This is a genomic window from Wolbachia endosymbiont (group A) of Opomyza germinationis, from assembly GCF_964264765.1.
Taxonomy (GTDB): domain Bacteria; phylum Pseudomonadota; class Alphaproteobacteria; order Rickettsiales; family Anaplasmataceae; genus Wolbachia; species Wolbachia pipientis.
On the sequence record NZ_OZ183482.1, the window covers coordinates 200,248 to 226,624 of the forward strand.

General features: G+C 34.4%; 16 protein-coding genes and 1 pseudogene. 10 read left to right on the forward strand and 7 right to left on the reverse strand.

The genetic code is table 11. The features are described from left to right. Positions 1-14 precede the first annotated feature (14 nt). Genes ACFEL3_RS01035 through ACFEL3_RS01045 form a run of 3 tightly spaced genes read left to right on the forward strand, consistent with a single transcriptional unit; the run spans position 15 to position 2,389 of the window. Positions 15-473: an ankyrin repeat domain-containing protein gene (locus tag ACFEL3_RS01035; protein ID WP_007549613.1), complete on the forward strand. Its 459-nt coding sequence runs from the start codon at positions 15-17 to the stop codon at positions 471-473. A gap of 12 nt (positions 474-485) precedes the next feature. Further along, the gene (locus ACFEL3_RS01040; RefSeq protein ID WP_044471239.1) at positions 486-926 is read left to right on the forward strand and encodes a DUF2924 domain-containing protein; all 441 of its coding nucleotides are present in this window, start codon (positions 486-488) and stop codon (positions 924-926) included. Beyond that, positions 920-2,389: a recombinase family protein gene (locus ACFEL3_RS01045; RefSeq protein ID WP_375316765.1), complete on the forward strand. Its 1,470-nt coding sequence runs from the start codon at positions 920-922 to the stop codon at positions 2,387-2,389. Before ACFEL3_RS01040 ends, ACFEL3_RS01045 begins: the two co-directional genes overlap by 7 nt. A 406-nt stretch (positions 2,390-2,795) precedes the next feature. Here ACFEL3_RS01045 and ACFEL3_RS01050 read toward each other — a convergent pair whose 3' ends face one another. Further along, on the reverse strand, positions 2,796-5,495 hold the full coding sequence (locus ACFEL3_RS01050) for an ankyrin repeat domain-containing protein (protein ID WP_375316766.1): 2,700 nt from the start codon (positions 5,493-5,495) through the stop codon (positions 2,796-2,798). A 788-nt stretch (positions 5,496-6,283) separates the two neighbouring features. Here ACFEL3_RS01050 and ACFEL3_RS01055 point away from each other — a divergent pair. Continuing rightward, on the forward strand, positions 6,284-6,466 hold the full coding sequence (locus tag ACFEL3_RS01055) for a hypothetical protein (protein ID WP_375316767.1): 183 nt from the start codon (positions 6,284-6,286) through the stop codon (positions 6,464-6,466). 165 nt (positions 6,467-6,631) lie between these two features. Beyond that, positions 6,632-16,522, forward strand: coding sequence for an ankyrin repeat domain-containing protein (locus ACFEL3_RS01060; RefSeq protein WP_375316768.1), 9,891 nt, complete (start codon positions 6,632-6,634; stop codon positions 16,520-16,522). A gap of 347 nt (positions 16,523-16,869) precedes the next feature. On the opposite strand, the gene ACFEL3_RS01065 is transcribed toward ACFEL3_RS01060, so the two are convergent. The 4 genes from ACFEL3_RS01065 to ACFEL3_RS01080 all read right to left on the reverse strand — a co-directional run bounded on the left by ACFEL3_RS01065 (position 16,870) and on the right by ACFEL3_RS01080 (position 20,056). Continuing rightward, positions 16,870-17,640 carry an Rpn family recombination-promoting nuclease/putative transposase gene (locus ACFEL3_RS01065; RefSeq protein ID WP_265039614.1) on the reverse strand — a complete coding sequence of 257 codons (771 nt, stop codon included), beginning with the start codon at positions 17,638-17,640 and terminating at the stop codon, positions 16,870-16,872. Then, on the reverse strand, positions 17,637-19,184 hold the full coding sequence (ltrA, locus tag ACFEL3_RS01070) for a group II intron reverse transcriptase/maturase (RefSeq protein WP_155968541.1): 1,548 nt from the start codon (positions 19,182-19,184) through the stop codon (positions 17,637-17,639). Before ltrA ends, ACFEL3_RS01065 begins: the two co-directional genes overlap by 4 nt. A 37-nt stretch (positions 19,185-19,221) precedes the next feature. After that, the gene (locus ACFEL3_RS01075; protein WP_265039615.1) at positions 19,222-19,365 is read right to left on the reverse strand and encodes a hypothetical protein; all 144 of its coding nucleotides are present in this window, start codon (positions 19,363-19,365) and stop codon (positions 19,222-19,224) included. A gap of 247 nt (positions 19,366-19,612) precedes the next feature. Further along, complete coding sequence (locus ACFEL3_RS01080; RefSeq protein ID WP_265039616.1) at positions 19,613-20,056, reverse strand: Rpn family recombination-promoting nuclease/putative transposase; 444 nt, start codon at positions 20,054-20,056, stop codon at positions 19,613-19,615. 113 nt (positions 20,057-20,169) lie between these two features. Between ACFEL3_RS01080 and ACFEL3_RS01085 the strand changes: the two are divergent. From ACFEL3_RS01085 to ACFEL3_RS01105, 5 genes and pseudogenes are all read left to right on the forward strand, one after another. Then, a pseudogene (locus ACFEL3_RS01085) lies at positions 20,170-21,064 on the forward strand (helix-turn-helix domain-containing protein). Positions 21,065-21,233: 169 nt separating this feature from the next. After that, on the forward strand, positions 21,234-21,890 hold the full coding sequence (locus ACFEL3_RS01090; protein ID WP_265039617.1) for a RadC family protein: 657 nt from the start codon (positions 21,234-21,236) through the stop codon (positions 21,888-21,890). 99 nt (positions 21,891-21,989) lie between these two features. Then, entirely contained in the window at positions 21,990-23,201 is a 1,212-nt protein-coding gene (locus ACFEL3_RS01095; RefSeq protein WP_265039618.1) for a hypothetical protein, read from the forward strand. Between the two features lie 78 nt (positions 23,202-23,279). Continuing rightward, on the forward strand, positions 23,280-24,188 hold the full coding sequence (locus ACFEL3_RS01100; protein WP_265039619.1) for a helix-turn-helix domain-containing protein: 909 nt from the start codon (positions 23,280-23,282) through the stop codon (positions 24,186-24,188). A 25-nt stretch (positions 24,189-24,213) separates the two neighbouring features. Next, positions 24,214-25,125, forward strand: a complete 912-nt coding sequence (locus ACFEL3_RS01105; RefSeq protein ID WP_264687636.1) for a helix-turn-helix domain-containing protein — start codon at positions 24,214-24,216, stop codon at positions 25,123-25,125. A gap of 39 nt (positions 25,126-25,164) precedes the next feature. Here the strand turns inward: ACFEL3_RS01105 and ACFEL3_RS01110 are convergent, their stop codons facing one another. Then, positions 25,165-26,085 carry a patatin-like phospholipase family protein gene (locus ACFEL3_RS01110; protein ID WP_007303028.1) on the reverse strand — a complete coding sequence of 307 codons (921 nt, stop codon included), beginning with the start codon at positions 26,083-26,085 and terminating at the stop codon, positions 25,165-25,167. A gap of 8 nt (positions 26,086-26,093) precedes the next feature. Beyond that, positions 26,094-26,315, reverse strand: a complete 222-nt coding sequence (locus ACFEL3_RS01115; RefSeq protein WP_015589022.1) for a hypothetical protein — start codon at positions 26,313-26,315, stop codon at positions 26,094-26,096. Between the last annotated feature and the right edge of the window lie 62 nt (positions 26,316-26,377).

A 26,377-nucleotide genomic window follows, 5' to 3' on the forward strand; every position in this document is an offset into this window, starting at 1 on the left:
AGGTGAGGTAGGTTATGAGTAAAAAAGAAAAAGAGGATGCACTAAAAGAATTATTAGAGAACTCAGGTAAAAATATTAAGGGGACAAAAAAGGAACTGCATTATGCAGTAGACGGAAAAACAGTGAGCTTATTAGTTGAAAAAGGAGCGAATGTGAATGCAGCGGATGTAGAAGGATATACAGCACTGCACCTAGCGATAACGGAGAAACGTCTAGAAACAGTTAGAGAATTGATAAAATCAGGAGGGAATGTAAATGCTGAAGAGTATGGCAGTAAATGCACACCGCTGCACCTTGCATGTATGGTGGGGAAAGTGGAAATAGTGGAGGAGCTAGTAAAAGCAGGGGCTGAAATAGAACAAGCAGATAAATTTGGGATGACAGCGATGGATTATGCGAAAAATAGTAAAGAGGTAACTGAAGTATTGAAGAAAGAAACAGACAGAATAGAAAAGTTATTTGAGAAATTATGAGAGGCTGAAAATATGGAAAGAAAGGAAGAAATAGAAAAGAAAGTAATGAATTTAGAGAAAAAAGCGTTGGAAGAGGTGAGGAAAATATGGAAAAAGGTATATGGAGAAGGAGCGCCTAGATACTCAAAGAAATACCTGATACCAAGATTAGCTTATAGAATGCAGGAAAAAGCGTACGGAGAAATATCAAGAAAAGGGGCAAAAAGACTAGAATACCTGGCAGATCGACTAGAGAAGGGAAAAAGGATAAGTAGCGATAAACTGCCAGTAGAGGGAACAGAGCTAATATTAGAAAGAGGGGAAGAGACGCATGCGGTAATGGTAACAGATAAGGGTTTAATCTATAAAGAAGAGTTTTATACGTCATTATCAGCAGTAGCCGGCAAAATAATGGGAATGAGTTATAATGGACCGCTCCTATTTGGAATGAGAGATAAGGAGAAAGAATGCTGAAAGAGGTAAGATGCGCGATATATACGAGAAAATCAAATGAAGACGGGCTAGAACAAAAGTTTAATAGTTTAGATGCACAGCGAGTAGTATGTGAGAAGTATATAAAAAGCCGAGAAGGGTGGGTAGTATTGGCAAAAAAGTACGATGATGGAGGGTTCTCAGGGAGTAATTTGAATAGACCAGCGATAAAGGAATTGTTTGAAGATGTAAAGGTAGGAGAAGTCGACTGTGTAGTAGTATATACGCTAGATAGGTTATCAAGAGAAACAAAGGACTGCATAGAAGTAACATCATTTTTTAGAAGGCACCGGATAAGTTTTGTAGCAGTAACACAAATATTCGACAATAATACGCCAATGGGAAAATTTGTACAAACAGTGCTATCAGGGGCGGCACAACTAGAAAGAGAAATGATAGTAGAGAGAGTAAAAAATAAAATAGCAACATCGAAAGAACAAGGGTTATGGATGGGAGGAAATCCACCGCTTGGCTATGATGTAAAAGAAAAGGAATTAATAATAAATGAAAAAGAAGCAAAAATAATAAAGCATATATTTGAGAGGTATATGGAGCTGAAGTCAATGGCAGAATTGGCAAGAGAGTTAAACAGAGAAGGATATCGAACGAAAGCAAAATCAGATATCTTTAAAAAGGCAACAGTGAGGAGAATAATAACAAACCCAATATATATGGGAAAAATCAGGCATTATGAGAAACAGTATAAAGGAAAGCATGAAGCGATAATAGAAGAAGAAAAATGGCAAAAAGCGCAGGAATTGATAAGTAATCAGCCATATAGAAAAGCAAAATATGAGGAAGCACTGCTAAAGGGAATAATCAAGTGCAAGAGCTGTGATGTAAATATGACTCTGACATACTCAAAAAAAGAGAACAAAAGGTATAGATATTACGTATGCAACAATCACTTAAGGGGGAAGAATTGTGAATCAGTAAATCGAACTATAGTAGCTGGGGAAATAGAAAAAGAAGTGATGAAAAGAGCCGAATGCTTATATGGGGATGGAGAAAATTTAAGCTTCAGAGAACAGAAAGAAGCAATGAAAAAATTAATAAAGGGAGTAATGGTAAAAGAAGATGGAATAGAAGTGTGTTCTGAATCAGAGGAAAAATTTATACCAATGAAGAAGAAAGGAAACAAATGCATAGTAATCGAACCAGAAGGTAAAACAAATAATGCACTATTGAAGGCAGTGGTGAGAGCCCATTCCTGGAAACGGCAATTGGAAGAAGGAAAATATAGAAGTGTGAAAGAGCTGAGTAAGAAAATAAACGTAGGTACAAGACGTATACAGCAAATTTTAAGATTAAATTATTTAGCACCAAAGATTAAGGAAGATATAGTAAATGGGAGGCAGCCAAGGGGTTTGAAGTTAGTTGATTTAAAAGAAATACCGATGCTGTGGAGTGAGCAAAGGGAGAAATTCTATGGTCTTGATTTATAAAAGCAACAGAAAAGGGCCACACAAAAAGATGTTGAAATTGATATAGAAAAGTAAGTCAATGTTACAGAATCAATTATGCGAAAATATCAATATAAATAATGAAGATTTTAGCATATCAGATGCAATAGTGATAAAAAATGTATCCAACTTTAACTGCATATTTTAATAGTAGATTTGGAGGAAAATTCTGTAAACATCAAAAAAAGCAATACTCTAAACTTCAGCACACAACTCCACGAAGTAGTACATGTCGAGCAATCTATAGCCTCTTTGAATCTGAAAGTGTACTTGAAAATTCATAAGCACTAAGTAAGTTTTTTAAGTAAAATAATTTCTTTTTTAACTTAATAAATAAACTTTCCCCTTCATTGTTGTGTAACAAGTCATATACAAAGCTATGGTCTACTTACAAGCAGTGCCTTATGTTGGCTTTTTCTATTTTTAACTCATCCATACTACAGCTTGGCAAGCTTGAATAGCATAAGGAATCTTTTTGTTCTTGCGTTTGTTTTGCCAAGGCCTTATTTCTATAAAGTAGGGGTTGAAAATGATCATGGCCTCCATTTACCATATGTAAGGCACTATTGTGACTATAATCTATCTTACCTGCTTTTGATCCTGAGCTATCTATTAACTGATGCAAGAACGGATCTTGTTGCTTATCAATAGTGTGCAATGGGTTACTTTCTGCAACATGCAATTTCACACCATACTTATCACAAAGTACTCTGCCCTCGATATCGGAACGTCCCCAAAATTCATTCTTTCCAATGCTATTGATATATTGGTTACACGTAATTCCACGATTTACGAGCTCACTTTCAACCTCATCAAAGTCATTGCCAATTTTACTTATAAACCACTCTGGAGGATTGTCTTGCGCAAATCTCTTACACTCATTCCTTAACTGCTCTACAGTAACTTTGATTCCCTTCTGTTGTTCTAGACTTTGCCTGAATGAATCAAAAAAACAGCTTCCATTATTGATTGCGTGCCCTAAATAGAAGTCATCAGGTATGTTTGATTTTTGCTCTTTATCACCTTGTTTTTCTACCTTTTCAATAATTTCTTCCTCTAAACCAAAAATCTTACTCCAGTTGTATTTACCTTCTAACCCCAATTTTTTACTTTCCTTTTCTGCTGCTTTAGCTAAGTCTGTTTTAGAAATATCCCCTTTTTCTTCATAGAACCTAGATAAAGTTTTAAAGATGTCTATCAGGTAAGTTTTTATGTCAAAATTCTTCTCCTTTTGTACAATATTAGACTCAATATTGCGTAAATCTTGTAATAACTTATGCCTTCTAGCAATTTCCTCCATAGAATCCCTTCTTAACTCTTCACGTTCTGTCCATTTGTTGTTAGACTCGCTTATTACTTCAGGACGCATTAATTTTCTAGACCTTTCAAAATATCCCTGTTCAATAGCATTGTAGACCGAGTAGCCACCGAGCGCGCAATCATTGCCTAACTCTTCTTCGCGACCTTTGAATTTTTCTAATATTTCTTCTCTATTACTCACTTCTACTATAATCTTGCTTTTATCCTGTATGTCAGGATACAGTCTAAGGTCTATATTTCCCAAACTAGTATAGAAAGTTAATACTATATCGCTGCCTTCTGTAAGATCTGTGTAATACCTTATGCCGTTTTCGGTTATAATTTCCATCTTACTTTTGCCAATTTTTATTATATCCCTTCTATATGATTCCTGAATTAGTTCCAGATTTCTTGTTCTATCTGTGATTCTTGCAACATCTATTATACTATCCTCTGAGTATTCTAAGTAAAATACATTATTATCGATTTTTCCATCATATAGTTGACCGCTGGTAGCAGCCTTTGCAATTCTAAAAAATTCCTCAGTATTACTAACATACTCTAAATGAGCACTGATCATATTAGCCTTATGAGCTTTGAACTTTAATTCTATTGTATCAATGACTTTTAAACTTTCTGACCTTTTTAACTTTGCTCCTCTTGATATTAATGTACATACTATATCACTGGCAATTCCATAGCTTCCTTCTAGCTGAGCAATTTTTTCTAGTACGTGATCTGCAAAGTAATAATCTTTGTCTTTAGCAAAATTTAATCTCATTCCAGAAGCTATAATCTCATTTACAACTTCTTGTAATTCAATCATGCTTTTAGCTTTTACTACCTTACTTAAAAACTCATTGCGTTTAGCAAGGTAATTTATTTGATAAATCTCTGATAAAAAACTATCGCATTTTTCATAATTGTCTTGTTTTTTACCTATAAAATCAGCTGCTCCTGCTTTTAAGAGCAAGGCTTTTACATTAGGAAATTGACGAGATGGCGAATCAAGAAGTACTGAACTATCATCCTTAACATTTAAAACTATCTTTAAGTCGTTGTCATTTTCATATTGATTTAAAAACTTTCTTAGATTTTCAACCTCTGGATCATAAGCATTATCCCAATCTTCATCAGAACTTGTAGCGAGAAGCATTTTACCTAGTTGCTCTCTTAATTTTTTTTGACTATTAGTTAATAAACATCCTATAATGTTGTCATTATCAATTGCAACTTGCAGTGGAGTTTTTCCATCGTTATTTTTTATGCTTAAATCAGCTCCTTTGCTTATGAGCAAATCCATAGTTTTTCTGCTTTGATCACTACACTTAGCAGCATAATAGTGTAAAGGTGTGTTACCTTTTTCATCTTGTATATTTGGATCAGCTTTTGCATCTAAGAGATACCCAAGATCTTCATATCCACTAGAATAAATAGCAGTATCATGCAAAAGTGTTTTACCTTTATTATCCTGCATATTTAGATCAGCACCAGCTTTGAGAAGAGAAGGAATAATTTCGTCGTATTCGAGAAACACGTTCAATATTGTTGTTCCTAGATGCCCTCTTTTTAGATTAAGAACGTACTTCAGGTCTTTATTTTTCTCGTTACTTTCTAAAAACTGCTTAAGATTTGAAAATGAGTCATAATTTCCCATATTAAAATCTTTTATAATACTATTGAGTAATTTTTGATTTAACTTTTTTTGACTCTCTTCCAGTCCTAAGTTAGGTGCATGAATAAGCCACTCATCTATTAAATCCTCTAAGTATTTTTTATCATCTATCAAACTTCTATCAGCCGAAAATAAATCTCGCTTAATGAATTCATAATAACTATCTACTGGTAATCCAGTTGCTTCTGTTTTTGGGCTACCTATTTCTGAAAACTCTTGTCAAGCACTTAGGTCACACTTCAGTTTTTGCTCATCAGTGTGTTTGCTTTGTTCACTGATAGGTTCTGCAATATATTTTACTGACCCTGTATCCATATTACCTCCTAGCTCTAGATATAGAATATATTATATAGAATGTGTAGTATGTGTCAAGTTAATTTCAACATAATCTTTTTACTACTCATATTTTTGTTAAGTTTTTATGGTGAGTACTGCTAGGTTAAAAGTTGTTTATTACTGGAAGTTTTAGCCAATTTTACTATAGATCAACAAAATTGAGAACACCAGCTATATTTAATATATAGGAATATGATGCTTTAAAGGAGTACAAAAACTGCTGAAGCTTATACAGTAACCTGCGGAGCCACTTCAGCAGAATAAACAAACATATGCTAGTATTAGTAGAGAATTATTTATAAGTCAACTAACTTTTTAAAAAAATATTTTAGTGAAGATACCATGCTAGCTAGTGTTATAAGGAATTGAATTATTGACTCTTCCTAAGATTGCAAAAAAGGTCGTATATTTGTGAGAACAAGCCGCGTAAAAATAAGGTTATAAAAATAGAAGATTTAAATTATTTCAATAAGCTTAGGCAAAAAAGTTCGTATGTAGATATGGATGAAATGGGCTAATATAGCTAGTTTTAGCGTATAGTTAAATTGTTATATTAAAAAGTTCGTATGGTACATATGGTAGTCCATGCCATCCCAAAACAAACTCTTCTCTCACTAGCTGATTTTGGGTGCTGGAAATGGTTAGATCATTTAATTTTAATAGTATATACTACTAAACTAATACCAATCCATCTGGGAATAAAAAGAAAAATTGAGGTAATTTACAGCAAAAACGAAATTCAAAGATAGAATGAAACTCTGCTACAAGCTCAGCTCAAAAGCTTAAATAAAACAGCCTAAAAATAAAATACTATAGTATGAGTAAACACTACTTGCATTGCTAATTTCATTTGTTAACATATGGCTAAATCTAATACAATCTTAGGTTTTTATATGAAATAGGCAGGGGGGTTTATGCTAAAGATAGACTATCTAAAGAAAGGGAAATCTAGTTCAGAAACATTGGAAGGAGCGCAACATGTAAAGCAGATAACTTCACAACGAGAGGCTCTCCACTTCGAAGGCTCAGATGATAATCCAGAATTACCAGAGAATTTGAAGATAGGGCTGGCAACTACAAATGGAGACTGTTTCTTTGATTCGTTCAGACAAGGACTAGAACAACAATTAGGAATACAAGTGAATGTTGAACAACTGCGATGCTATTGCAGAGATTTTGCACGAAACAATCCACCGGAATGGTTCATAAATGCTATTGCTAACAGTCATGACAATAGTGGCAGAGTACGTACTGAAACTCTAGATTCTTATGCGAGTGTCATCGTCAATAGTAACAGATGGGGTGATCCTGAAGTTGAAGGTAGAATACTCTGTGAAAAGTATCAGGTAAAGCTTCATGTTATTGAAAAGTTATCATATCTTTTACATTTGCAGCAACGAGTATTGGATGGTGAAAGAGGGTTTGGTAAAAACATCAACTCGATAATAATGGATTTTAATTCTGACGAAACATTTGCTTCGAAATTACAAAACGATCAATCTAAAGAAGCATCTGGTCTATTAGAAGGTATGAAACCTTTTCATGGATTGGATAATATACATCAGCTTATTAGTTCTTCAGGTTCTTTTTCCATTTCATCAGATAGTGTAGACTATGATGATCAATATACTATACACATAATAAATAGGGGTAATAATCATTTTGAACCAGTCCTTGGTAGAAAAGAGATTCAATATCTTAGGTCTGACGATGGTAAAGAAAGCACTAAACAAGAGTATTCTAAAGGTGGTTTAACAAATAGTCTGCATGGCATTATCTATCAATTAAGGTTACTAATGCTATTTTTAAAGCAAGGATTAGATAAAAAATATGTGTTCCGTTTAGCTACAGAAATGGATATAGCTGAAAAATTTGATGACTTAGTTTTTGAGCGTAAAAATGAAAAAAAAGATGGTTCAGTATTTCGTTTCTTGCAAGCTAAGCATAAACAAGATGGTAGTAAAGAAATTACTGTTAATGATTTACTTGCAGAAAAAAATGGTCCATTTAGTCTAAAAAAATATTTTATATCCTATCGCAAAATCAAGGAAAAGCTAGAATTTAATGGCAAAAATCGTGAATTAGAAGACTTTGTTATTTGTACGAATGCTGATTTTAATGAAAATTTGCAAGACAGCTTTGAACTGATGAAAGGCGAGGATGATATTTTAGATATACAAGAAGGTAATAACGGAAGAGCCAAGAGATTGAAATTTAAAGGAGGTACTTCTCTTGAAAAAGAAAGCTTGGTTTCTTTATTGAAAGACGCTTCAGATTTAAAAGAGTTAGGACAAGAATTAGCTGCGTACGTTTTTAAAAGTGGTACCACAAATAGTGATAAGGTTATGGATTTAAGAAATTGTGTTTTTAAAAAATATCATAGAGCGTTAGCAAAAGAAGTAATTGATATCAAAGGTAAGAAATTTAGCACTTGTTTTGTAAATAATGATAATTTATCTGAAGAAGCAAGTAAACTGAGAAGAATTTTATTGAAAGAAAGTAATTTGTTAGAGGATGAGTTTAAAAAAGAGCTACAGGGTGGGGATTTAAAAATATCTTTGAATTTTGGCAAGATGTTTAGGATAGAAGAGAATCTTCAGATTCTTAAAAAAGGCTCTCGCGATCCAGTGCAAGAACTTGCTCAAAAATTTGCTGATTCTATATCTTCAGGTGAAACTATAGTTCTTCGTAGACAGTCTGAGATTATTAAGGGTAATATTGATAAACTGGCAGGGCATGTATTAATAGAGCAAGATGGTAAGGTAAAGTTTAGAGAGGGGTTTTTGGATTATGGTAAAGAGGATAAAGGCAACGCATTATCTAAAAGCCTGAAAGATTTTAGGGATAAATTAGAAAAAGCACTACTCGAGAAACGAATACCTTTTTCTTTTCTTAAACAATGCCAGCTGAAAATCAGTGATTTTGAGACCTGCGGAGAAGAGGATTATGAAGAATATAGAAAGGATAAATACTATTTTCAAAAAACTGAACAAGTATTGCCGAATGATGAAGTAAAAAATGAAGAGATAGATGAATTCTTAGAAAAACTAGTATTTGCAGTTGGTCAGCCTAATGAAGTTGAGATTGGTAAAATACTTGAAAAAAAGATAAGTGAGGAATTTAGTAGAAAGTTTGATTATATTGGTGAATTAGGTATCGATGCTTATAATAAGCTTCAAATACAAATACTAAACTGGATGAAGGACAAAGAAGGAAGATTTCTTTCTGACATAGACATAAAGAGTTTTTTCAGGGAATTTGAATCACGAGTTAGCACTTTAAGTTCAATGCAACAAGAGTTAAAAACCTTAGATAAAGGAGTAGGTAGAATAGAAGACAAGTTGGAAGTAATCCATTCTGATATGAAAGCGCAGCAGAACAATAAACAAACATATAGGAGTGTTTTGTTTGATGTGGAACAACCAATGAAGTTATTCACTGGAAGAAAAAACGTGATCGATGCTTTACATAAAGGAATAAATTACAGTTCGGGAAAATTAGCAGCAGCAGGAGGGGCTTTAATTACTGGTTTAGGAGGAGTAGGAAAAAGTGAGTTGGCTAGAGAGTATGCTCGTCTTTGTTACAGCTATTATGACGGTAATATTGTATGGATTAATGCTGAAAGTGAGGCAACTCTTGTAGAGTCATTTAATAGGTTAGCTAGGGATAAATTAGGTATTACTACAAAAGATGGAGATGGGGGGTCAAGGAGTAAAAAATCTATTATAGAAGATGTGTACAAGTTTTTTGATGGGAGGAGGAGCTTATTTATCTTTGATAACGCTGAGAAAGATAAAAGCTTCGGTAAATTTTTACCATCATCTTTCTCAATGCATGCTGTTAATAAGCCTTATGTTTTGATTACTTCTCGTGATCGGGAATTGTTACAAGACATAGAATTATTGGAATTGCCTGCGTTTGATCTAGAAGAGGCTAAGTTATTTATTCAAGATAGTTTAGGCATAGAGGATGGTGAACAAAAAGAAAATATAAGAAAATTATCAGAGATTCTGGGATTTCTTCCTTTAGCATTGAGACAAGCAGTAACGTATATTAAAGAGGCTAATAAACTAGGAAATGCAAGAAAAAGATTTAGTATTGATGATTACTTAAAAATTTATGAGGAAAAAAAACAAGAGTTGCTTGACTTTAAATTTCTTGAAGATAGTGATAACTTATATACTAGGACTACCCTTACAACTTGGGAAATTACTATTGACAAGATATTTCAAGATGAAAAATGTGGTCAACAAGCTAAAGAGCTCTTAGAAATCATTGCATATTTTTTTCCTGATAGGATTCCTGTAAAAATGTTGTTAGAATTAATAGATGGTGATGAAGAAGAAGTATCTTATGCCATTCGGTTAGTAGAGCGGTATTCAATGGTGAGTATGGTAGAAGGGGAATTATTCCTGAAGATTCATAGATTAGTACAAGAAGTAACAAGGTTAAAATTAACAAAGGAAGCAAGAGAAGCAGGAGTTCTCAAAAAAGTTCTAGCATCAATCAAGAGTGAAATGGATGAAGATAGTATAACTCAAGTTGCATCTATTTGGAAATATGCAAGTAAATATGATGATTTAATTAATAATTTTTACTTTAATTCTAGATATGGTAGTTACTATGATACTCCCTTAGATTTACTTATTCAGGATTGTGAAGAGCAAGCAGTTGATAATATACTTAAATCTATAAAGACTAATCATAGAGATAAACTCCTTGAAGTTGTTAATACTAATGCTGACAGTAATCATGCTCCCGTTTTTCTTGCGGTTGAAGTTGGTAGCTTAAGGATATTAGATTTGCTTATAGAAAGTGGTGCAAATTTTGGAGGTTTTTATAAATCTATAGGAAATCTTTTACATTCTGCTGTTTCACATGGACAATTGGATATAATACAATATCTTGCCGACAAGAAAGTTTTTGATTTAAATTCTGTTAATGAAGGCGGTATGGCTTCTCTACATTTAGCTGCTTTTAATGGTTACTCAGATGTAGTAGAATATCTTATAAAGAAAGGGGCTAAAGTTAATCTCAAAGACCGCAATGGTTATACACCTCTACACTGGGCTGCTTCAAATGATCACTTAAAGATAGTAGAATATCTTATAAAGAAAGGGGCTAAAGTTAATCTCAAAGACCGCAATGGTTATACACCTCTACACTGGGCTGCTTCAAATGATAACTTAAAGATAGTAGAATATCTTATAAAGAAAGGGGCTAAAGTTAATCTCAAAGACCGCAATGGTTATACACCTCTACACTGGGCTGCTTTTAATGGTTACTCAGATGTAGTAGAATATCTTATAAAGAAAGGGGCTAAAGTTAATCTCAAAGACCGCAATGGTTATACACCTCTACACTGGGCTGCTTCAAATGATAACTTAAAGATAGTAGAATATCTTGTAGAGAAAGGGGCTGAAGTTAATCTCAAAGACCGCAATAGTTATACACCTCTACACTGGGCTGCTTCAAATGATCACTTAAAGATAGTAGAATATCTTATAAAGAAAGGGGCTGAAGTTAATCTCAAAGACCGCAATAGTTATACACCTCTACACTGGGCTGCTTCAAATGATCACTTAAAGATAGTAGAATATCTTGTAGAGAAAGGGGCTGAAGTTAACCTCGCAGACCTCGCTGGTTATACACCTCTACACTGGGCTGCTTTTAATGGTCACTCAGATGTAGTAGAATATCTTGTAGAGAAAGGGGCTGAAGTTAACCTCGCAGACCTCGCTGGTTATACACCTCTACACTGGGCTGCTTTTAATGGTTACTCAGATGTAGTAGAATATCTTGTAGAGAAAGGGGCTGAAGTTAACCTCGCAGAACGCAATGGTTATACACCTCTACACTGGGCTGCTTTTTATGGTCACTCAGATGTAGTAGAATATCTTGTAGAGAAAGGGGCTGAAGTTAACCTCGCAGAACGCAATGGTTATACACCTCTACACTGGGCTGCTTTTTATGGTCACTCAGATGTAGTAGAATATCTTATAAAGAAAGGGGCTGAAGTTAACCTCGCAGACCTCGCTGGTTATACACCTCTACACTGGGCTGCTTTTTATGGTTACTCAGATGTAGTAGAATATCTTATAAAGAAAGGGGCTAAAGTTAATCTCAAAGACCGCAATGGTTATACACCTCTACACTGGGCTGCTTCAAATGATCACTTAAAGATAGTAGAATATCTTATAAAGAAAGGGGCTGAAGTTAATCTCAAAGACCGCAATAGTTATACACCTCTACACTGGGCTGCTTCAAATGATCACTTAAAGATAGTAGAATATCTTGTAGAGAAAGGGGCTGAAGTTAACCTCGCAGACCTCGCTGGTTATACACCTCTACACTGGGCTGCTTTTAATGGTCACTCAGATGTAGTAGAATATCTTGTAGAGAAAGGGGCTGAAGTTAACCTCGCAGACCTCGCTGGTTATACACCTCTACACTGGGCTGCTTTTTATGGTTACTCAGATGTAGTAGAATATCTTATAAAGAAAGGGGCTGAAGTTAACCTCGCAGACCTCGCTGGTTATACACCTCTACACTGGGCTGCTTTTTATGGTTACTCAGATGTAGTAGAATATCTTATAAAGAAAGGGGCTAAAGTTAATCTCAAAGACCGCAATGGTTATACACCTCTACACTGTGCTGCTTCAAATGATCACTTAAAGATAGTAGAATATCTTATAAAGAAAGGGGCTGAAGTTAACCTCGCAGACCTCGCTGGTTATACACCTCTACACTGGGCTGCTTTTAATGGTCACTCAGATGTAGTAGAATATCTTGTAGAGAAAGGGGCTGAAGTTAACCTCGCAGACCTCGCTGGTTATACACCTCTACACTGGGCTGCTTTTAATGGTCACTCAGATGTAGTAGAATATCTTGTAGAGAAAGGGGCTGACCCTAGTATCTTTAGTGAAGCTGGAGAATTACCTATACGCTTGGCAATTGCTCATCGGAACTTTAATGTAGAACAATATCTCAAAAATAAAAAGAGCCGTTTAAATCATGAAGGTTCGAAAAGAACTTTAGAGGAATGCTTACCAGGTAGAAGTCATAGGAGCAAAAGAGAAGCAGAAAGTGAATGTTTATTCACATGGGAAGATGTTGATGAGTTTAATGTTGAGAGAGGTGAGAAAAGAGACTTCAATAAAATTAACATAGATAGTGAAAAGTTTGTTAATTACATTAAAGACCTACCAGAGGAAAAACGCTCTCAGCTAATTCACCTAGCAGATGAGGCTAGAGTTAAAGGCAGATCTCAAGGCCTAGTTAATAGGTTGATCAGTAATCAAAAAATCATGAGTCATCTAGCTGTAGTAGGAAGAATCTCTGGTATAGCAATGCATGGAATGATGGCTAAAAATGTATTAGCTGACTTTTTAAACGGTAATTATCAAGGGGTAGCAATTAATGTAGGCTTTATTGCTGGTGGTCAGGGGTTTGCTAAAGTTGCTGAAGCTACATCTCTTAAAGGACTAAAATTAGCTTCAGAAGGAAAATTATTACTTGGCAGTTCTTTAAGAGCAGCATCTCCTTTTCTTTCTCGTGGTACTTCTGCCTTTGTTATCTACGATCTAGTAAATCAGGTAAAAGCATTTAAAAATGGTACTGAGGAAGCATTAGTTGGCATAGTAGGAGATAGTATTTACTTGGGAGTTGATGCTGCAGAGATTGGCATAGAAGTTGCTGAAGCTTTTGAAGTACTAGAAGGAGTATCATCTGTCACTGGTCCTATTGGAGCTGCAATTGGCGCTGTAGTATTTGTTGGAACTGATATTTATATGGCAGTAAAGAGAGTTGATGAAATTGATCAGATTATTCATTTAAAAGGGAATGAAAAATTTATTGAAGGGTTACGTGCATTTATAGATATGCAACCTGAACAGTATATAGAAGAATTGATCGAAAAGAAACAGGTTAATAACCAACTAGTTAATCAAGGGCTTGAGTACTTAAAACAACATAGTGATATTCAAGGGTATGTTTTTCCCACTGGTGAGTTAGTTATAGATTCTGACCAAGAAGTATCACATAAGCTCCAAATGGATTTAGATAATCTAGCACTTCTTGGCAATACAGTAGATCATGTTATTTGGCATAGAGCAAAACCAGATAATCCAAATGTAGGTAAGTTGTTCTGTCTTCCGACTGGTCCAATACGTCCTGAAGTTGGAGGTGAAAATGCTTATCTTTGTCATAATGCAATAGGTCTATTTTATTTAGCTGATAGGACCGGAAATAGTACTTTAATTGCTTTGGGAAAAGGTCGAGATAGAGCAACAGGATTTAGGGATAGTCCTAATATTTTCTTAGTAGATGATGGAAATAAGGAGTTGACTGGAGGTGATAAAGATGACGTTTTTATCCTCGTGGGTAACAAGACTATAGGAACATTAGATGGGGGCGATGGAAATAACACATTAAACTTAGCAGGATTTGCTTTAGATAAAGATTATATAAGTGTTAATTTTAATCTATTTAAGCACTATGGTTTAATATCCTCGTCCTCTAATGATATTAGAATAAAAAATATGAATATAATTTATGGTAGGAAAGGAAAACAGGATATAGTGGATTGTGGGTGCTATGTGAGATATATAGATGGTCAAGGAGGTTTAAGTAACAACAGTCCTGATAATATCACCATACCATATTGTCATAGACCTAGTGAAAAGAAAATAATAGTAAGACCTAGTACTGAAATAAATAACTTATACCAATCACGTCACGGAATTTTTGATTACATTATTCCTTCTGATAAGGGGAAAGCCAATATCAATATTGAACATGACTACACTTTTGCACAGCAAAAAAAGCATAATTTTTTATTTAACTATACTATTTTTAACTTAGTAAGCGTTGATACTGAAAATATTAAAGATATCAGTTATCGCTATGCTGGCTATGGAAAGATGACTCATACAATAAAGAATGTTACGTTTAGTTTTCTATCACCTTCATTAAAAGGTGAGTCTACTAATGAAAAATTTAATATAACTATTTCGGATATTCCAGCTAATGCCTCTTATATACTAGGTAATGGTGCTGAAATAAAAATAGGAAATAGAGGTAACTTTTATATGCTTGAGAACACGAATAAATCAGTTGATGAAATTATAAAGGAGTATTTAGTTGTAGCGAATCGACTAAATAAAATGTCATTTTTTATACAATCACTATTAAGTAGTGAAACCGTTGCAATAGGGAGTGGTAATCATGAGGTAATACACAATAATCCACTACATAAGAGTCATCTAGTGGGCAATGGTGGTGAAAACATATATGTAGTTGACTCTGAGACTGATAATGTTCCAGAGGTTATTATTTATGATGTTGATGAAGAGAATTCAATAGATACGATTGACTTAAGAAATGTAGTAAAAAAAGCAAAAGACAATTTTGAATTACAAGTAATTGAATCTGAAAATGATTTATTATTAAGAGCAACGGCAGAGAAGCATGAGTATTTTACTGTGAGATTAAAAGATGGAGTAGAGAGGTATAATAAGACTCATGTGATAGTAGAAAATGTTCCTATGAGAATCAGCGTTGATAAAAATGAATGGTGTTTAAAACCACAACCTTTGATCTTCGAAAAGGATAAAGAAGTTATTGTGATAACGGATCAAGATGTGGAGAAGGATACTGAGCTTATTATACCTAGAAAAGGAGGAAATTATACGTTTGTTCGTAGTAATAGTAATGATCTAATGATCACAAATGCTTTTGACTTTAGTATTACTCAGAATGGTCTCTGTAGCATTACACTTAGTAGGTTCTATGAAACACCTAAAATGGCAACGTTATCTATAAAATTTGCTGATAAAGAGGTAGTGTTAAAAGATCATCAGGAAGAAATAAGTACAGCAAGAGACGTGAATGTTGTGAAAAAAGAACATAAGGATCAAGTGTATAATGATGTTTTCAATAAGAAAAGAAGTCCAGAAGTAACGTTATCTGATCAACCTAAATTGATGCATAAGCACAGACATGAACACAGTAGAAAGCAAATTCGTCATCGTCGTCACCATCGTAATGAGCAAAATTTATCACATGCAGTCGGAGAATTAGGTAATCAAGCTAACATAGCAGTAAGTAGTAGTACAGAAAAGCTATCTTCACGTATAAATGATTTATTTGGCTGGATAAAAAGCTCTATAGGTGGGTTATTTAATTCTAAAGCTGTTTTACCTGAGGAGACATTAAATACTACAAGTTCAATTTCACAAATTGATGCACCAATAGATGTAAATGGTACAATAATGTTACTTGATTTATTGATTAGAAAAGTTACGGTTCAAAAATATATATCTTTAGTAGAAAGCCCTATTTCTTTATTAGAAGCACAGGGCTATGCACTCAATATTACAAATAGATTTGAGAAAGTAGTAGAGCAAGCTGGATTAAAAAGTGGTGTGTCAATGCATCGATTAAATATTGATTATGTGGGAATGCAGAAAGAGATTACTAGAAAAGTCATGAGTGGTAAATTTAATGAAATTTCAGGGATTTTAAGCTCATATGTAGAGAAAGCGTTCCCTGGTAGAGGAGCTGGTAAATTAAGTCCGAAGAAATTTGATCAGTTTATAGCTCAATTTAATAAGGGTCTGCTAAATCAATCAATAGAGCAGATATTACACAACAGAGATGGTACATTAGAAGTTGATGATGCAAAGCAAATGAGTTTAGAGCCTCAAAGTTATTTAAGTAATGCTTCAGTTCACAGCCATTCAAAAGTATCAACTTGTCTTTCTGAGATGGGAGTAACTAAGCTTGGAGGTAATCTCAATAGGTAAGTTATAATATAAGGGGTGGAGCTATAATATGCCAAGTAGTGGAAAATTTAAAGTGAGGGTAGCCAAAATAATTAGGGATACCAGACTAAGTTTGATGATCCCAATACTAAAATGGATGAAATAGGAATAAGAAATACAAGACTAGAATTGGTAAATAAGTGGTTAATGTGTTTTCCATATTGAACTTACAGCACGTAGCTTTGATATAGAAGTTTGGGTAATGTTATGATAGTAATTTATATAATTCTGTGTGCAATCTTCATAGCTGTTTTAGACAGTTCACTAGATTCTTAATTAGGGGATATGTCTAACTTAGAAAAGGTTTTTATAAATGTTAAAGTGAATAATTATGTTTTTTTCTTAAGTTGCAAAATTTCAGAATGAGAGAGACCGGTAATTTGAGCTATAACATCAATAGAGACACCGGCCTTGAGTGAGTTTTTTGCAACTTCAATTTTACCTTCAATTTTACCTTTTTGATGGCCGATTTGGATGCCTTCATGTTTAGCATCATCAAGTTTTTGTTCTAAGATAGCAGCTTCTTTCTGTAAATCCATGACCCTTTCTTCATAAGCTACAAGATCTTTCTCATTCCAATGAAACTTGTCTAACTCATCATATGCTAACTTTATTATCGGTGACTTTTCTGCTATTTTTCTTAAATCTTCATCAGTTGTTTCTTCTGCATATTTAAAGAAAAATAGCCAACGATCTACTACATTTTCTAGCTGTTCTTCTCTGCTCTTAGGAAACTTTGGTAACTCAATGAAAATAAATTGAAAATCTTTTAAGTCATGCTCGTTAGTTTTCTCATCTCTTATGGTATGGCTAGATATATAATCAAGCTTATCAGGAAATAAATTACAATTAGAAATAGCAATAAAGAAAACCTTCTTTAAATCAATGTACTTACCACCTTTATCAGCCTGCCTTGAGTAAGCCTTAGCAGCGTATAATTGAGCTCGTTTTTCGAAGCCTTTATCACGAGCAAGCTGGTCAGGTAAGGAAGCAGTATTACTACTACTCCCTCCCTTAGAAACGCAGCATGCAGGTTTCCCCACACTACGCTTGAGCCCCTTATCTAAGTTCTTCTTTTGTCGAACCGGCTTGTCTTTCATAAATCCTCAGAATACATCAACTTTAGTGGTGACACTAATAGTAGAGAACCTTCTCTTGAAAAGGAGCTTGCCAACATTCTTGTTCGTTTTACTCTCTCATCAAAATACTTTTTCCATTTTAAGTCAAGGGGATTTGCATCCGCTCTGATTTTAACATGTCGTCTGATAGGTATATCAATCAGCTTAAGCAGTCTTAAATACCGTATCTCTTTTGGTTTGTTCTTGCATATGGGTGCAGCAAAAACCCATTGGCGTTGACCCATTACTTTGAAGTAACGATTCTTTATCCAACGTAATCCTTTACGAGGATGTCTTTTCTTTGCCCATTTCCATAAACTATGCCAAATTTCATTGTCGATCTTTCTAAACGCTTTTTTAGCACACACATGGTGATAGTAATTTCCCCATCCTCTCAGTAGAGAATTGAGTGACTTAATTACTATAGCCTGAGTGTTCGCTATATTTGCTTTTATCAATGTACGTGCTTTATTCAGAAGTCTTTTAATACTTTCTTTCGAAGGTTTAATAATTAACTTCTTATTATATCTACGTACATTACAACCAAGAAAGTCAAACCCTGTTGTGATAGATGTAATCTTTGTCTTCTCTTCTGACAGAATTAAACCTCGCTCATGAAGAAAAGATGATACTAAAGGCTTAACTTCATTTTCCAGTACTTCATGTGTGAAACCTGAAATAATAAAGTCGTCTGCGTACCTGATTACATTCACTCCACTTCTGATTTTTCCTCTTCTTTTGCTACCTAATTTACCAAAGCGACTTTCTAATAACTGTTCAAGACCATCTAAGGTAAAGTTAGCTAGTATTGGAGAAATTATACTTCCTTGCGGAGTGCCAGCAGTTGTGGGATACAGAGTTTTCGATTCTAGGAAACCAGCTTTTAACCATCTATGAAGAATTTTCTTCTCCATAGGAATATGCTTCATGAGCCATTCATGGTTAATGTTATCAAAACAACCTTTGATATCACCTTCGAGTATCCATTGTAGTTGATTACGACTTGCCAGTAATAAGTGGCAAGCCACAGTAGCGTCTGCGCAGGATCTTTTAGGTCTAAAGCCGTAAGAGTGACGATCACTGATTGTTTCAGCTACCGGTTCCAACGCGAGCAGATACAATGCTTGCATCGCTCTATCTTTTATCGTGGGTATACCAAGAGGCCTTCTTTTGCCATTAGATTTACTGATATAAATTCGTTTGAGCGGAGAAGGTTTATATCCTCTTTGTTTTAGCAGCTTTATTCCTTGAAATTTAGCATTGCAAGTTGACCATAGTTGACGATCTACACCTGCTGTGGTTTTTCCTTGGTTTTCAGTTACTCTCTTAACAGCCAAAGCTTTTCCGCTAAAAGAGCGTGTGAGAAGATGTTGTAAAGCTTTTACCTTACCCCATCTTCCTTCTTGGACAGCCTTAACAATACGTCTTTGTAGCCTCACAATAACTTTCTGGCATTTCTTCCATGGCAATTGCTTCCATGCTTCAAAGCTTTCGGTAGATGCACTTACAGGTTTACTTGTAATCATCTGCTTTCCTACCTTAAGTGGTTAACAAAGTTTCTTGTCACGAGGGACCAAATGGAAGTCTGCTCGTTTTCACGAGAATTAATGTTACAAATTCTATCCATTTCGTTACAAAATGGCATTCGCTTTCTCCATTCTCCTTTACCTGCACTTCCATCAGCATTCCTTGCGGTTTGCTTGCCATGTAGGCGAAAATACAGGCTTACCCTGTTTCTCCAGTCATACAACAGTGGGTTAGGTGGCTTCTCTATACCGGTGATTTGCGTACATCCAGAGATGAAAAATGTATCTTATCCACATTACCTTTTGGTCAGAGCTTATCAGCATCTTTAGCTCTTTCATCGTATCGGTACTTATAAAGCTTCACTTACGTTCACCATACCACTAAGCCTAGCCCTCCAACCACATGATGCTTGAAGTTTATGCCCCTCTCACGATTGAGCATCTTCTTTTTCAAGAGGAGGTTCATTGTCCGCATCGCTTGGCACCAACCGGTTGCCCGATTCGCACTGATGCGTAGACTCAGATGGCAAAACATCTGGTTTAATAAGTTTTAGAATCCTTTCAGTTTCTTTCTGAATGAATTCCTCTCCTTTTAAACAATATGACCGAAGACTTTCAGGTCGCACCATCTCAACAATCGTTTGAATACCTTTAGAATCTCTACAGAGCACATCGACAATACTCTCCTTTTTAGTGGCAATTTCAGGGTTTCGAATTGGACTTAGAAATTGTACATCCTTTATTTCAGCTTCACCAGTTAGACCTAGAACATCATTGAGAAAATGAATCAGAATATCCTTATTTTTCTCAGTACCAAAGATGCGCCGAAACGCAAAGTTGTTCTTTGGATCGAGAAATTTAGAAAAAGCCATGACGAATTAACCTAGAAAGCATTAATAATTATACACAATTGTGAAGAAATATTCAACTAAAATGCAAACATTTTGTATATCTTTATTTGGTAGTATTAACCTATATAGTATTTATGACAAATATTTCCACAAGATACCAGATAGCACAAAAAGTAAGAAATCTTAGATTAACAAAGGGATATACTCAAAAAGATTTAGCGGGAAAAATTGGCGTAACGTATCAAATAGTACTACAATATGAAAAAGGAACACGAAAAATTTCGATTGAAAAGTTGTACTCTATAGCAAAGGTGTTATCAATTGGTATTGTAGACCTCATTCCTGTATCAAATGAGAAAATTTGCCTTAAAACTGAAGAAGAAGAGATATTAAATCTAATAAGAAAGTATAGGAAGATTAACGATCAGGAGTTACGTAGGATGTTTTGTTTATTAACCAAATTTGTTCAAGTTAGTGAGAAAAGTAGTAAAAAAACAGAGAGAATAAAAATTGCAAAAGGTCTGGTTAAAGCAGGAGTTTCTGTTGATACTGTTTCAAAAACAATTGGTCTGTCTGCTGATGAATGTGTTGAAGAAAAAACGGGTTCTATCTACTACCAAATAGGAAAAAAGATAAAAGAATGGAAGAGAGTATACTCAAAAGGATTTGGCTGAGAAAATGGATACAACACGTGATGAAATAAGCAACTATGAGCAAGGACGTGTGGCCATTCCACTGGAAAAATTATATGCAATAGCAGAAACATTATCAATTAGCATTACAGATCTGCTCATAGAGGAAGATGAGATAGTAGAAAGTGAGCTAACTGATTTAATAAAAGAATACAAAAAAATTGAGAGTCAAGAATTACGCTATGCGCTAATAAAATCTCTGTTTGAAAGCATACAAATTTGCGAAGAAAAAGTGAAAAGAGCAGAAAAGATAAAGGATTTAGTGAAAGGAGGAATTTCTACCGATATTATTTTGCAAATAACAGGCCTCTCTTTAGGCGAAATTCAACAGATTTAAAATAAAAAATCAGTATATATTAATATCTTTACTTATTCATGAAAAAATAAGTAAAAAAGATTGAAAAATTGATTTGACTTCACTCGAAAGCTATGGCTCTATGCCAATGCTGATAAAAAACAGCAGTAAATATCTAAAAAAAGTTTGTTGTTAGTGAAAGGTAAATTATATGAATAAAAGTAAAGAAGAAATCGAATTCAGAATATTAGAAAGCAAAGGCAAAGCACTACTTGATCGTGAAATAATGGAAACGTTTTTAAGTGCAGTACATGAAAGGCCACAGGCTCAAGAAATTGCTAAAAATCTGGTGAATACTTATACGGGAGTAGGAAGGATTTTAGGTAGAGAAATGGATGACCTGAAAGTTATAGAAGGAGTAACTGATTCTGCAGTAGCAATGATTATGTGTGTTAAGGAAACACTAGAAAGGGTACTGAGAGAAAAGCTCAAAAGTGAGCCAATAATGGACTTACAAGGGCTAGTAGAGTACTTAAACGTAAGTATAGGCCACTCAGAAAGGGAATGTGTAAAAATACTGTACTTGAATAAAAGGCGCCAATTAATCGGAGAAGAATCCTATATTGGTGAAATGGAAAAAGCACCAGTATACATAAAGGAAATTATAAGAAAAGCATTAATAAAGAATGCAACATTAGTAATAATGTCACACAACCATCCTGGGGGACGCTTAGAACCATCAGAAGAAGATCAAGCAGTAACAAAGAGCTTAGCAGCAGCATGTAGTACTGTAAGCGTTAGATTATTTGATCATATTATCATTACAAGTGGGGGCTATTTTAGTTTTAGAGAAAGTGGATTGTTATAGCAGAAAGTATTTGCAAATCTACTCACTATGATTTATTATAAGTAATAAAGTGTATAATAACTGTACACTTAGAAAGTATATTTAATAGCGGAGGCTAATATGAATAATAAAATAATTGTACCTTTTAGTGATAAAGAGGGGGGTGTTTACGAGTTAAACGTTGATCTTGATAGATTATCAAAAGGTGAGATGTTAAATGCTATTGTAGGAATTGGTCGTACTAAGGAGCAATCCACCTTTGTAAGCAAAATTAATAATGCTAAAAAGCTTGGAGATAAAGAAGTAGTACCTTTCCCTTGTAGAGAAGTTCGCGAAAACCAAATCAACTATGGGAAAGGATTTGACTATATTTATGGCACAAAACCTTTGAGTAATCAAGCAGATTATCCAGAAGGGTTAAATCCATTTGCTTCAGCTTTGCAAAAAATAAAGCCAAGTATAAGCGAAAGCGAAAAGTTGAGCTGGTTTAAAAGTGCTGTAGTAAGAGCAAAAAGTCCAAGTGAACTGCACAAGGCTGTAGACGAAGCACTAGCTGCTGGAGCAAGGCTAAATGCATGTAATGATGGCGAATGGAGCTTCGCAGAATATGTAGTATTAGGTACACATTTTCACAGATTAGAAAAAAGTGATCGAAAAAAGCTAATACGTAAATTAATGCTAAGTGGTGCAGAGTTTCATGATACTCTACTACAGAATAAACTGATAGGTGAAATCTGTAATGAGCTACAGCCAGAAGTTCAGCCACAGATAGATAAGCAACTAGAAGAGCTAGAGAAAGCTGGCGAAAGTGCTGTGCAAGAAGGAGAATTAATAGATATCGAGATAGACAATACAACATCGTATATAGAATTTTCTGATGATAGTAAGGTAGAGGTAGCCAAAATACTGGAAGCAAACAGAGGTTTAATTTTAAGAATGGGCAATAATGCAGTAGAGGTTAAAAGCGAGAAAGGAGATATAAGAAACTATACTGATATGTCAGATGGAAGCTCTATTGTATTAGAATTTCCTACGAGCATTGGTAAGCTTAATATCATATTGTGCCATGATGTAAAAAAATATGATCAAGTACAAGTCAGAGTAGAAAACAAGGAAATGTGGGCTGATTTACAACAAAGAGGAGAAGAAATAGGAAAAAATTGCCTCTTTGGGGGAGTGAAGCTTAAGGAAGTGGTAGAAAGAGGTAATTTCACTAGATGTGGCATATGGAATGAAAAGTATGCTATAAAAGAGATTAGCAATGATGAAGTATTGTCTTCATGGGTAAATAGGGTATGTGGAAGTAGTAAAGAAACCTTTAGGGAACTTTAATGCGTCTACAGCAAACTTTAAGGTTCCAGAGGTTTTTTCTACCGTTATATCTGAGCTATAGTAGAAAATATTATACGCATGGTTGTTTTCGTGGAAAAAATTCTAGACTATGAAGTAGGGGAAAAAGTGAAAAGTTGGAGGTTAGAGAGGGGGTATACTCAGAAAGATTTAGCTGAGAAAATTGGTGTAAAATACTGGGTAATACTGCAATATGAGAAAGGGAATCGTAGAATTTCAATTGAAAGGTTATATGCTATAGCTGAGGCACTATCAATCAGTATTACGGATCTTATTCCTGTATCAAAAAGCTGTCTTGAAGATGAGGGAGAAGAAATATTAAATCTAGTAAAAGAATATAAAAAGATTAACGATCAGGAGTTACGTAAGATGTTTTGTTTGCTAACCAAATTTGTCAAAGTTAGTGAGAAAAGTAGTAGAAAATCGGAAAAAATAAAAATTGCAAAGAGTCTGGTTAAAGCAGGAGTTTCTGTTGATATTGTTGCAAAAACAATTGGTCTGTCTGCTGATGAATGTGTTGAAGAAAAAGTTGGTTCTATTTACTGCCAAATAGGAAGGAAGATAAAAGAATGGAGGCTAGTAAAAGAGTATACTCAAAAAGATTTAGGAAAGAAAATGAATACAACCCGTCACGAAATAAGCAACTATGAACAAGGACGTGTAGCTACTCCACTGGGAAAATTATATGTAATAGCAGAAACATTATCGATTAATATTACAGATCTGCTAATAGAGGAAGGTAGTAAAGTAGAAAATGAACTACCGAATTTAATTGAAGAATACAAAAAGATTGAAAGTCAAGAACTACGTAATGCACTAATAAAATCTTTGTTTGAAGGCATACGGATTTGTGAAGAAAAAGTAAGAAAAGCGGAAAGGATCAAAGTTGCAAAGGATTTAGTAAAAGGGGGAATTTCTATTGATATTATTTTGCAAATAGTTGGTTTATCCGCTGATCAAATTGCATGAAAATTTATTTCTAAGTAAGGTATATATGTTTGTTTCTGTAAGAGATGTTAGTTCTATACACTACAAAATAGGGCAAAAAATAGAAGATTGTAGATTAATGCGAGGTCATACTCAAATAGGATTAGCAGGTCAAGTAGGTTTAACATACCAAGAAGTGAACAGCTATGAGAATGGTTATACTCCTATTCCAATTGGAGTACTATATGTAATAGCAAGAGTATTATCAGTTAATGCTGTAGATCTATTACCTAAACCAATAACAGTAAGAGAGTATAAAGATGAAGACGAAGAAATACTCTATCTAACGAAAATATACGAGAATCAAAAGTTAGGTAAGATAGTACCTTCATTAATCAGGTTTGTTCATATCAGCGAAAAAATCAATCAAGAAGAGGCAAGGTTGGAAATAGCAAAAAATCTAGTGAAAGAAGGGGTTTCAGTTGACATAATTTCCCAAGCAACCGGCTTATCTATCTACGAGTATGATAATACAGAGAGAGAAATCTGCACTGATTCTATATATTACAGAGTAGGGCAAAGAATAAGAGAATGGAGATTGATAAGAAGGTATACTCAAAAAGATTTGGCGGATAAAGTTGGTTTAACACTCAAAGAAATACACGAGTATGAAAAAGGATACACTGCCATATCATTTGATAAATTATATCAAATAGCAGAAGGATTATCAGTGAATATTAAAGTTCTGCTACCTAAAACAAGAGAAAGCAAAAAGCTATTGAGTTTAATGGATGAGTACGGAGAACAAGAATCATTAGTCAAATCTCTATCTGAAGATATGAAAAGTGGCAAGGAAAAAGTTAAAAAAGCAGAGAAAATCAAGATTGCGAAAGATCTAGCAAAGGCAGGTGTTGCTATTGATATTATTGTGCGAGCAAGTGGTCTAACTGCTGGTGAGTTGGGTGATTGTGAAAATTGAATTGTGTTAAACAATATATTAAGATATAAGTAAAAATAGTTATATATTTAATATTTCTATACAGAATTTTTCTATCACTTTCTGATTGTCCTCTATCATTGCCTTTGCCTCTTGCTGAAGAGATTTGATATTTTTTGATGTAATATTATCCATGTCAGGTGATGCTATTTTTAGTTGCGATTGTATACGTATATATTTATCGTCTATTACTTGTTCTAGTTGATAATCAACGCAATCCAATCCAGAGGCAAACATCACATTCAGTAGTGGCTTGACCCACCCTATTTTGCCAAATTTCCTTGAGTTAGCATACTTTATACTTCTATCTGTTCTACCAGTGCCTATTGATAGCAGTATAATCTCATCATTTGGAAATAACCTCTTAGCACTTGCATATGCACAAGCCGCTGGATTATTGGCAAACACTCCGCCATCTATCAACACTCTCTCTGTTTGGCTAATTTTTAGACGTTTTGGTGTGAAGTACGTTGGAGCAGCTGTTGTAGCTCTGAGTGCATCTTTCAACTTAATGTTTTTTTCTTTCCAACTTTTGAAGAAAAATTCACAACTATTGTGAATGTCATAACTGGTGAGTAGTAGATTACTCGCAACATCGGCCATAGTACTTTCACCAAAGTATTTGTTGAGAATAAATTCCATATTTCTATATGAGTACTGAGAACCACTCAGCCAAGAAGCAATTGATTTTCTCCAAAATGATGATTGAAAGATATATGCTCCATACTCTTGATAAAGTTCAACCAAATCATTGGCAGAGTATTGAAGTTTATTGCTTTTACAAAGTCCAGCAACAATAATCCCACCGGTTGAGGTTCCTGCCATTAAATCAAAAATCTGGGAAATTGGCTTTTTTGTCCTAGATTCAATTTCTGCAAGAATAATGGCAGGTATTATCCCTCTAATGCCACCTCCATCTACAGATAAAATGTACTTTGTCACTGTAAAATTTATTTGTGTTTGTGAATAGCTTCAAGTTCGTTGACTTCTTCAGTGAGGTTTTTCACTCTCTCTTCAAGTCGATAGACTATTTCGATTAGTCCTTGGTTTTTTTCTATAAATTTATCATGGATGTGTACACGTAAGTCAAGTTTTGCCAACCACCATATGAATCCTACAGTCTGTAGAACTATTGTTATTATTACCGCTATTGGGATTTTTTGCTTTTTCATGTGAAAATATTAACTTGTTATGGATAGTTTTGGAAATTTATATGCAGATTATAGAAAACTTA

Coding starts and splice junctions, on each gene's coding strand:
- ACFEL3_RS01035 (WP_007549613.1), top strand. CDS start 15: ATGAGTAAAAAAGAAAAAGAGGATGCACTAAAAGAATTATTAGAGAAC.
- ACFEL3_RS01040 (WP_044471239.1), top strand. CDS start 486: ATGGAAAGAAAGGAAGAAATAGAAAAGAAAGTAATGAATTTAGAGAAA.
- ACFEL3_RS01045 (WP_375316765.1), top strand. CDS start 920: ATGCTGAAAGAGGTAAGATGCGCGATATATACGAGAAAATCAAATGAA.
- ACFEL3_RS01055 (WP_375316767.1), top strand. CDS start 6,284: ATGGTACATATGGTAGTCCATGCCATCCCAAAACAAACTCTTCTCTCA.
- ACFEL3_RS01060 (WP_375316768.1), top strand. CDS start 6,632: ATGCTAAAGATAGACTATCTAAAGAAAGGGAAATCTAGTTCAGAAACA.
- ACFEL3_RS01065 (WP_265039614.1), bottom strand. CDS start 17,640: ATGAAAGACAAGCCGGTTCGACAAAAGAAGAACTTAGATAAGGGGCTC.
- ltrA (WP_155968541.1), bottom strand. CDS start 19,184: ATGATTACAAGTAAACCTGTAAGTGCATCTACCGAAAGCTTTGAAGCA.
- ACFEL3_RS01075 (WP_265039615.1), bottom strand. CDS start 19,365: ATGGCAAGCAAACCGCAAGGAATGCTGATGGAAGTGCAGGTAAAGGAG.
- ACFEL3_RS01080 (WP_265039616.1), bottom strand. CDS start 20,056: ATGGCTTTTTCTAAATTTCTCGATCCAAAGAACAACTTTGCGTTTCGG.
- ACFEL3_RS01090 (WP_265039617.1), top strand. CDS start 21,234: ATGAATAAAAGTAAAGAAGAAATCGAATTCAGAATATTAGAAAGCAAA.
- ACFEL3_RS01095 (WP_265039618.1), top strand. CDS start 21,990: ATGAATAATAAAATAATTGTACCTTTTAGTGATAAAGAGGGGGGTGTT.
- ACFEL3_RS01100 (WP_265039619.1), top strand. CDS start 23,280: ATGGTTGTTTTCGTGGAAAAAATTCTAGACTATGAAGTAGGGGAAAAA.
- ACFEL3_RS01105 (WP_264687636.1), top strand. CDS start 24,214: ATGTTTGTTTCTGTAAGAGATGTTAGTTCTATACACTACAAAATAGGG.
- ACFEL3_RS01115 (WP_015589022.1), bottom strand. CDS start 26,315: ATGAAAAAGCAAAAAATCCCAATAGCGGTAATAATAACAATAGTTCTA.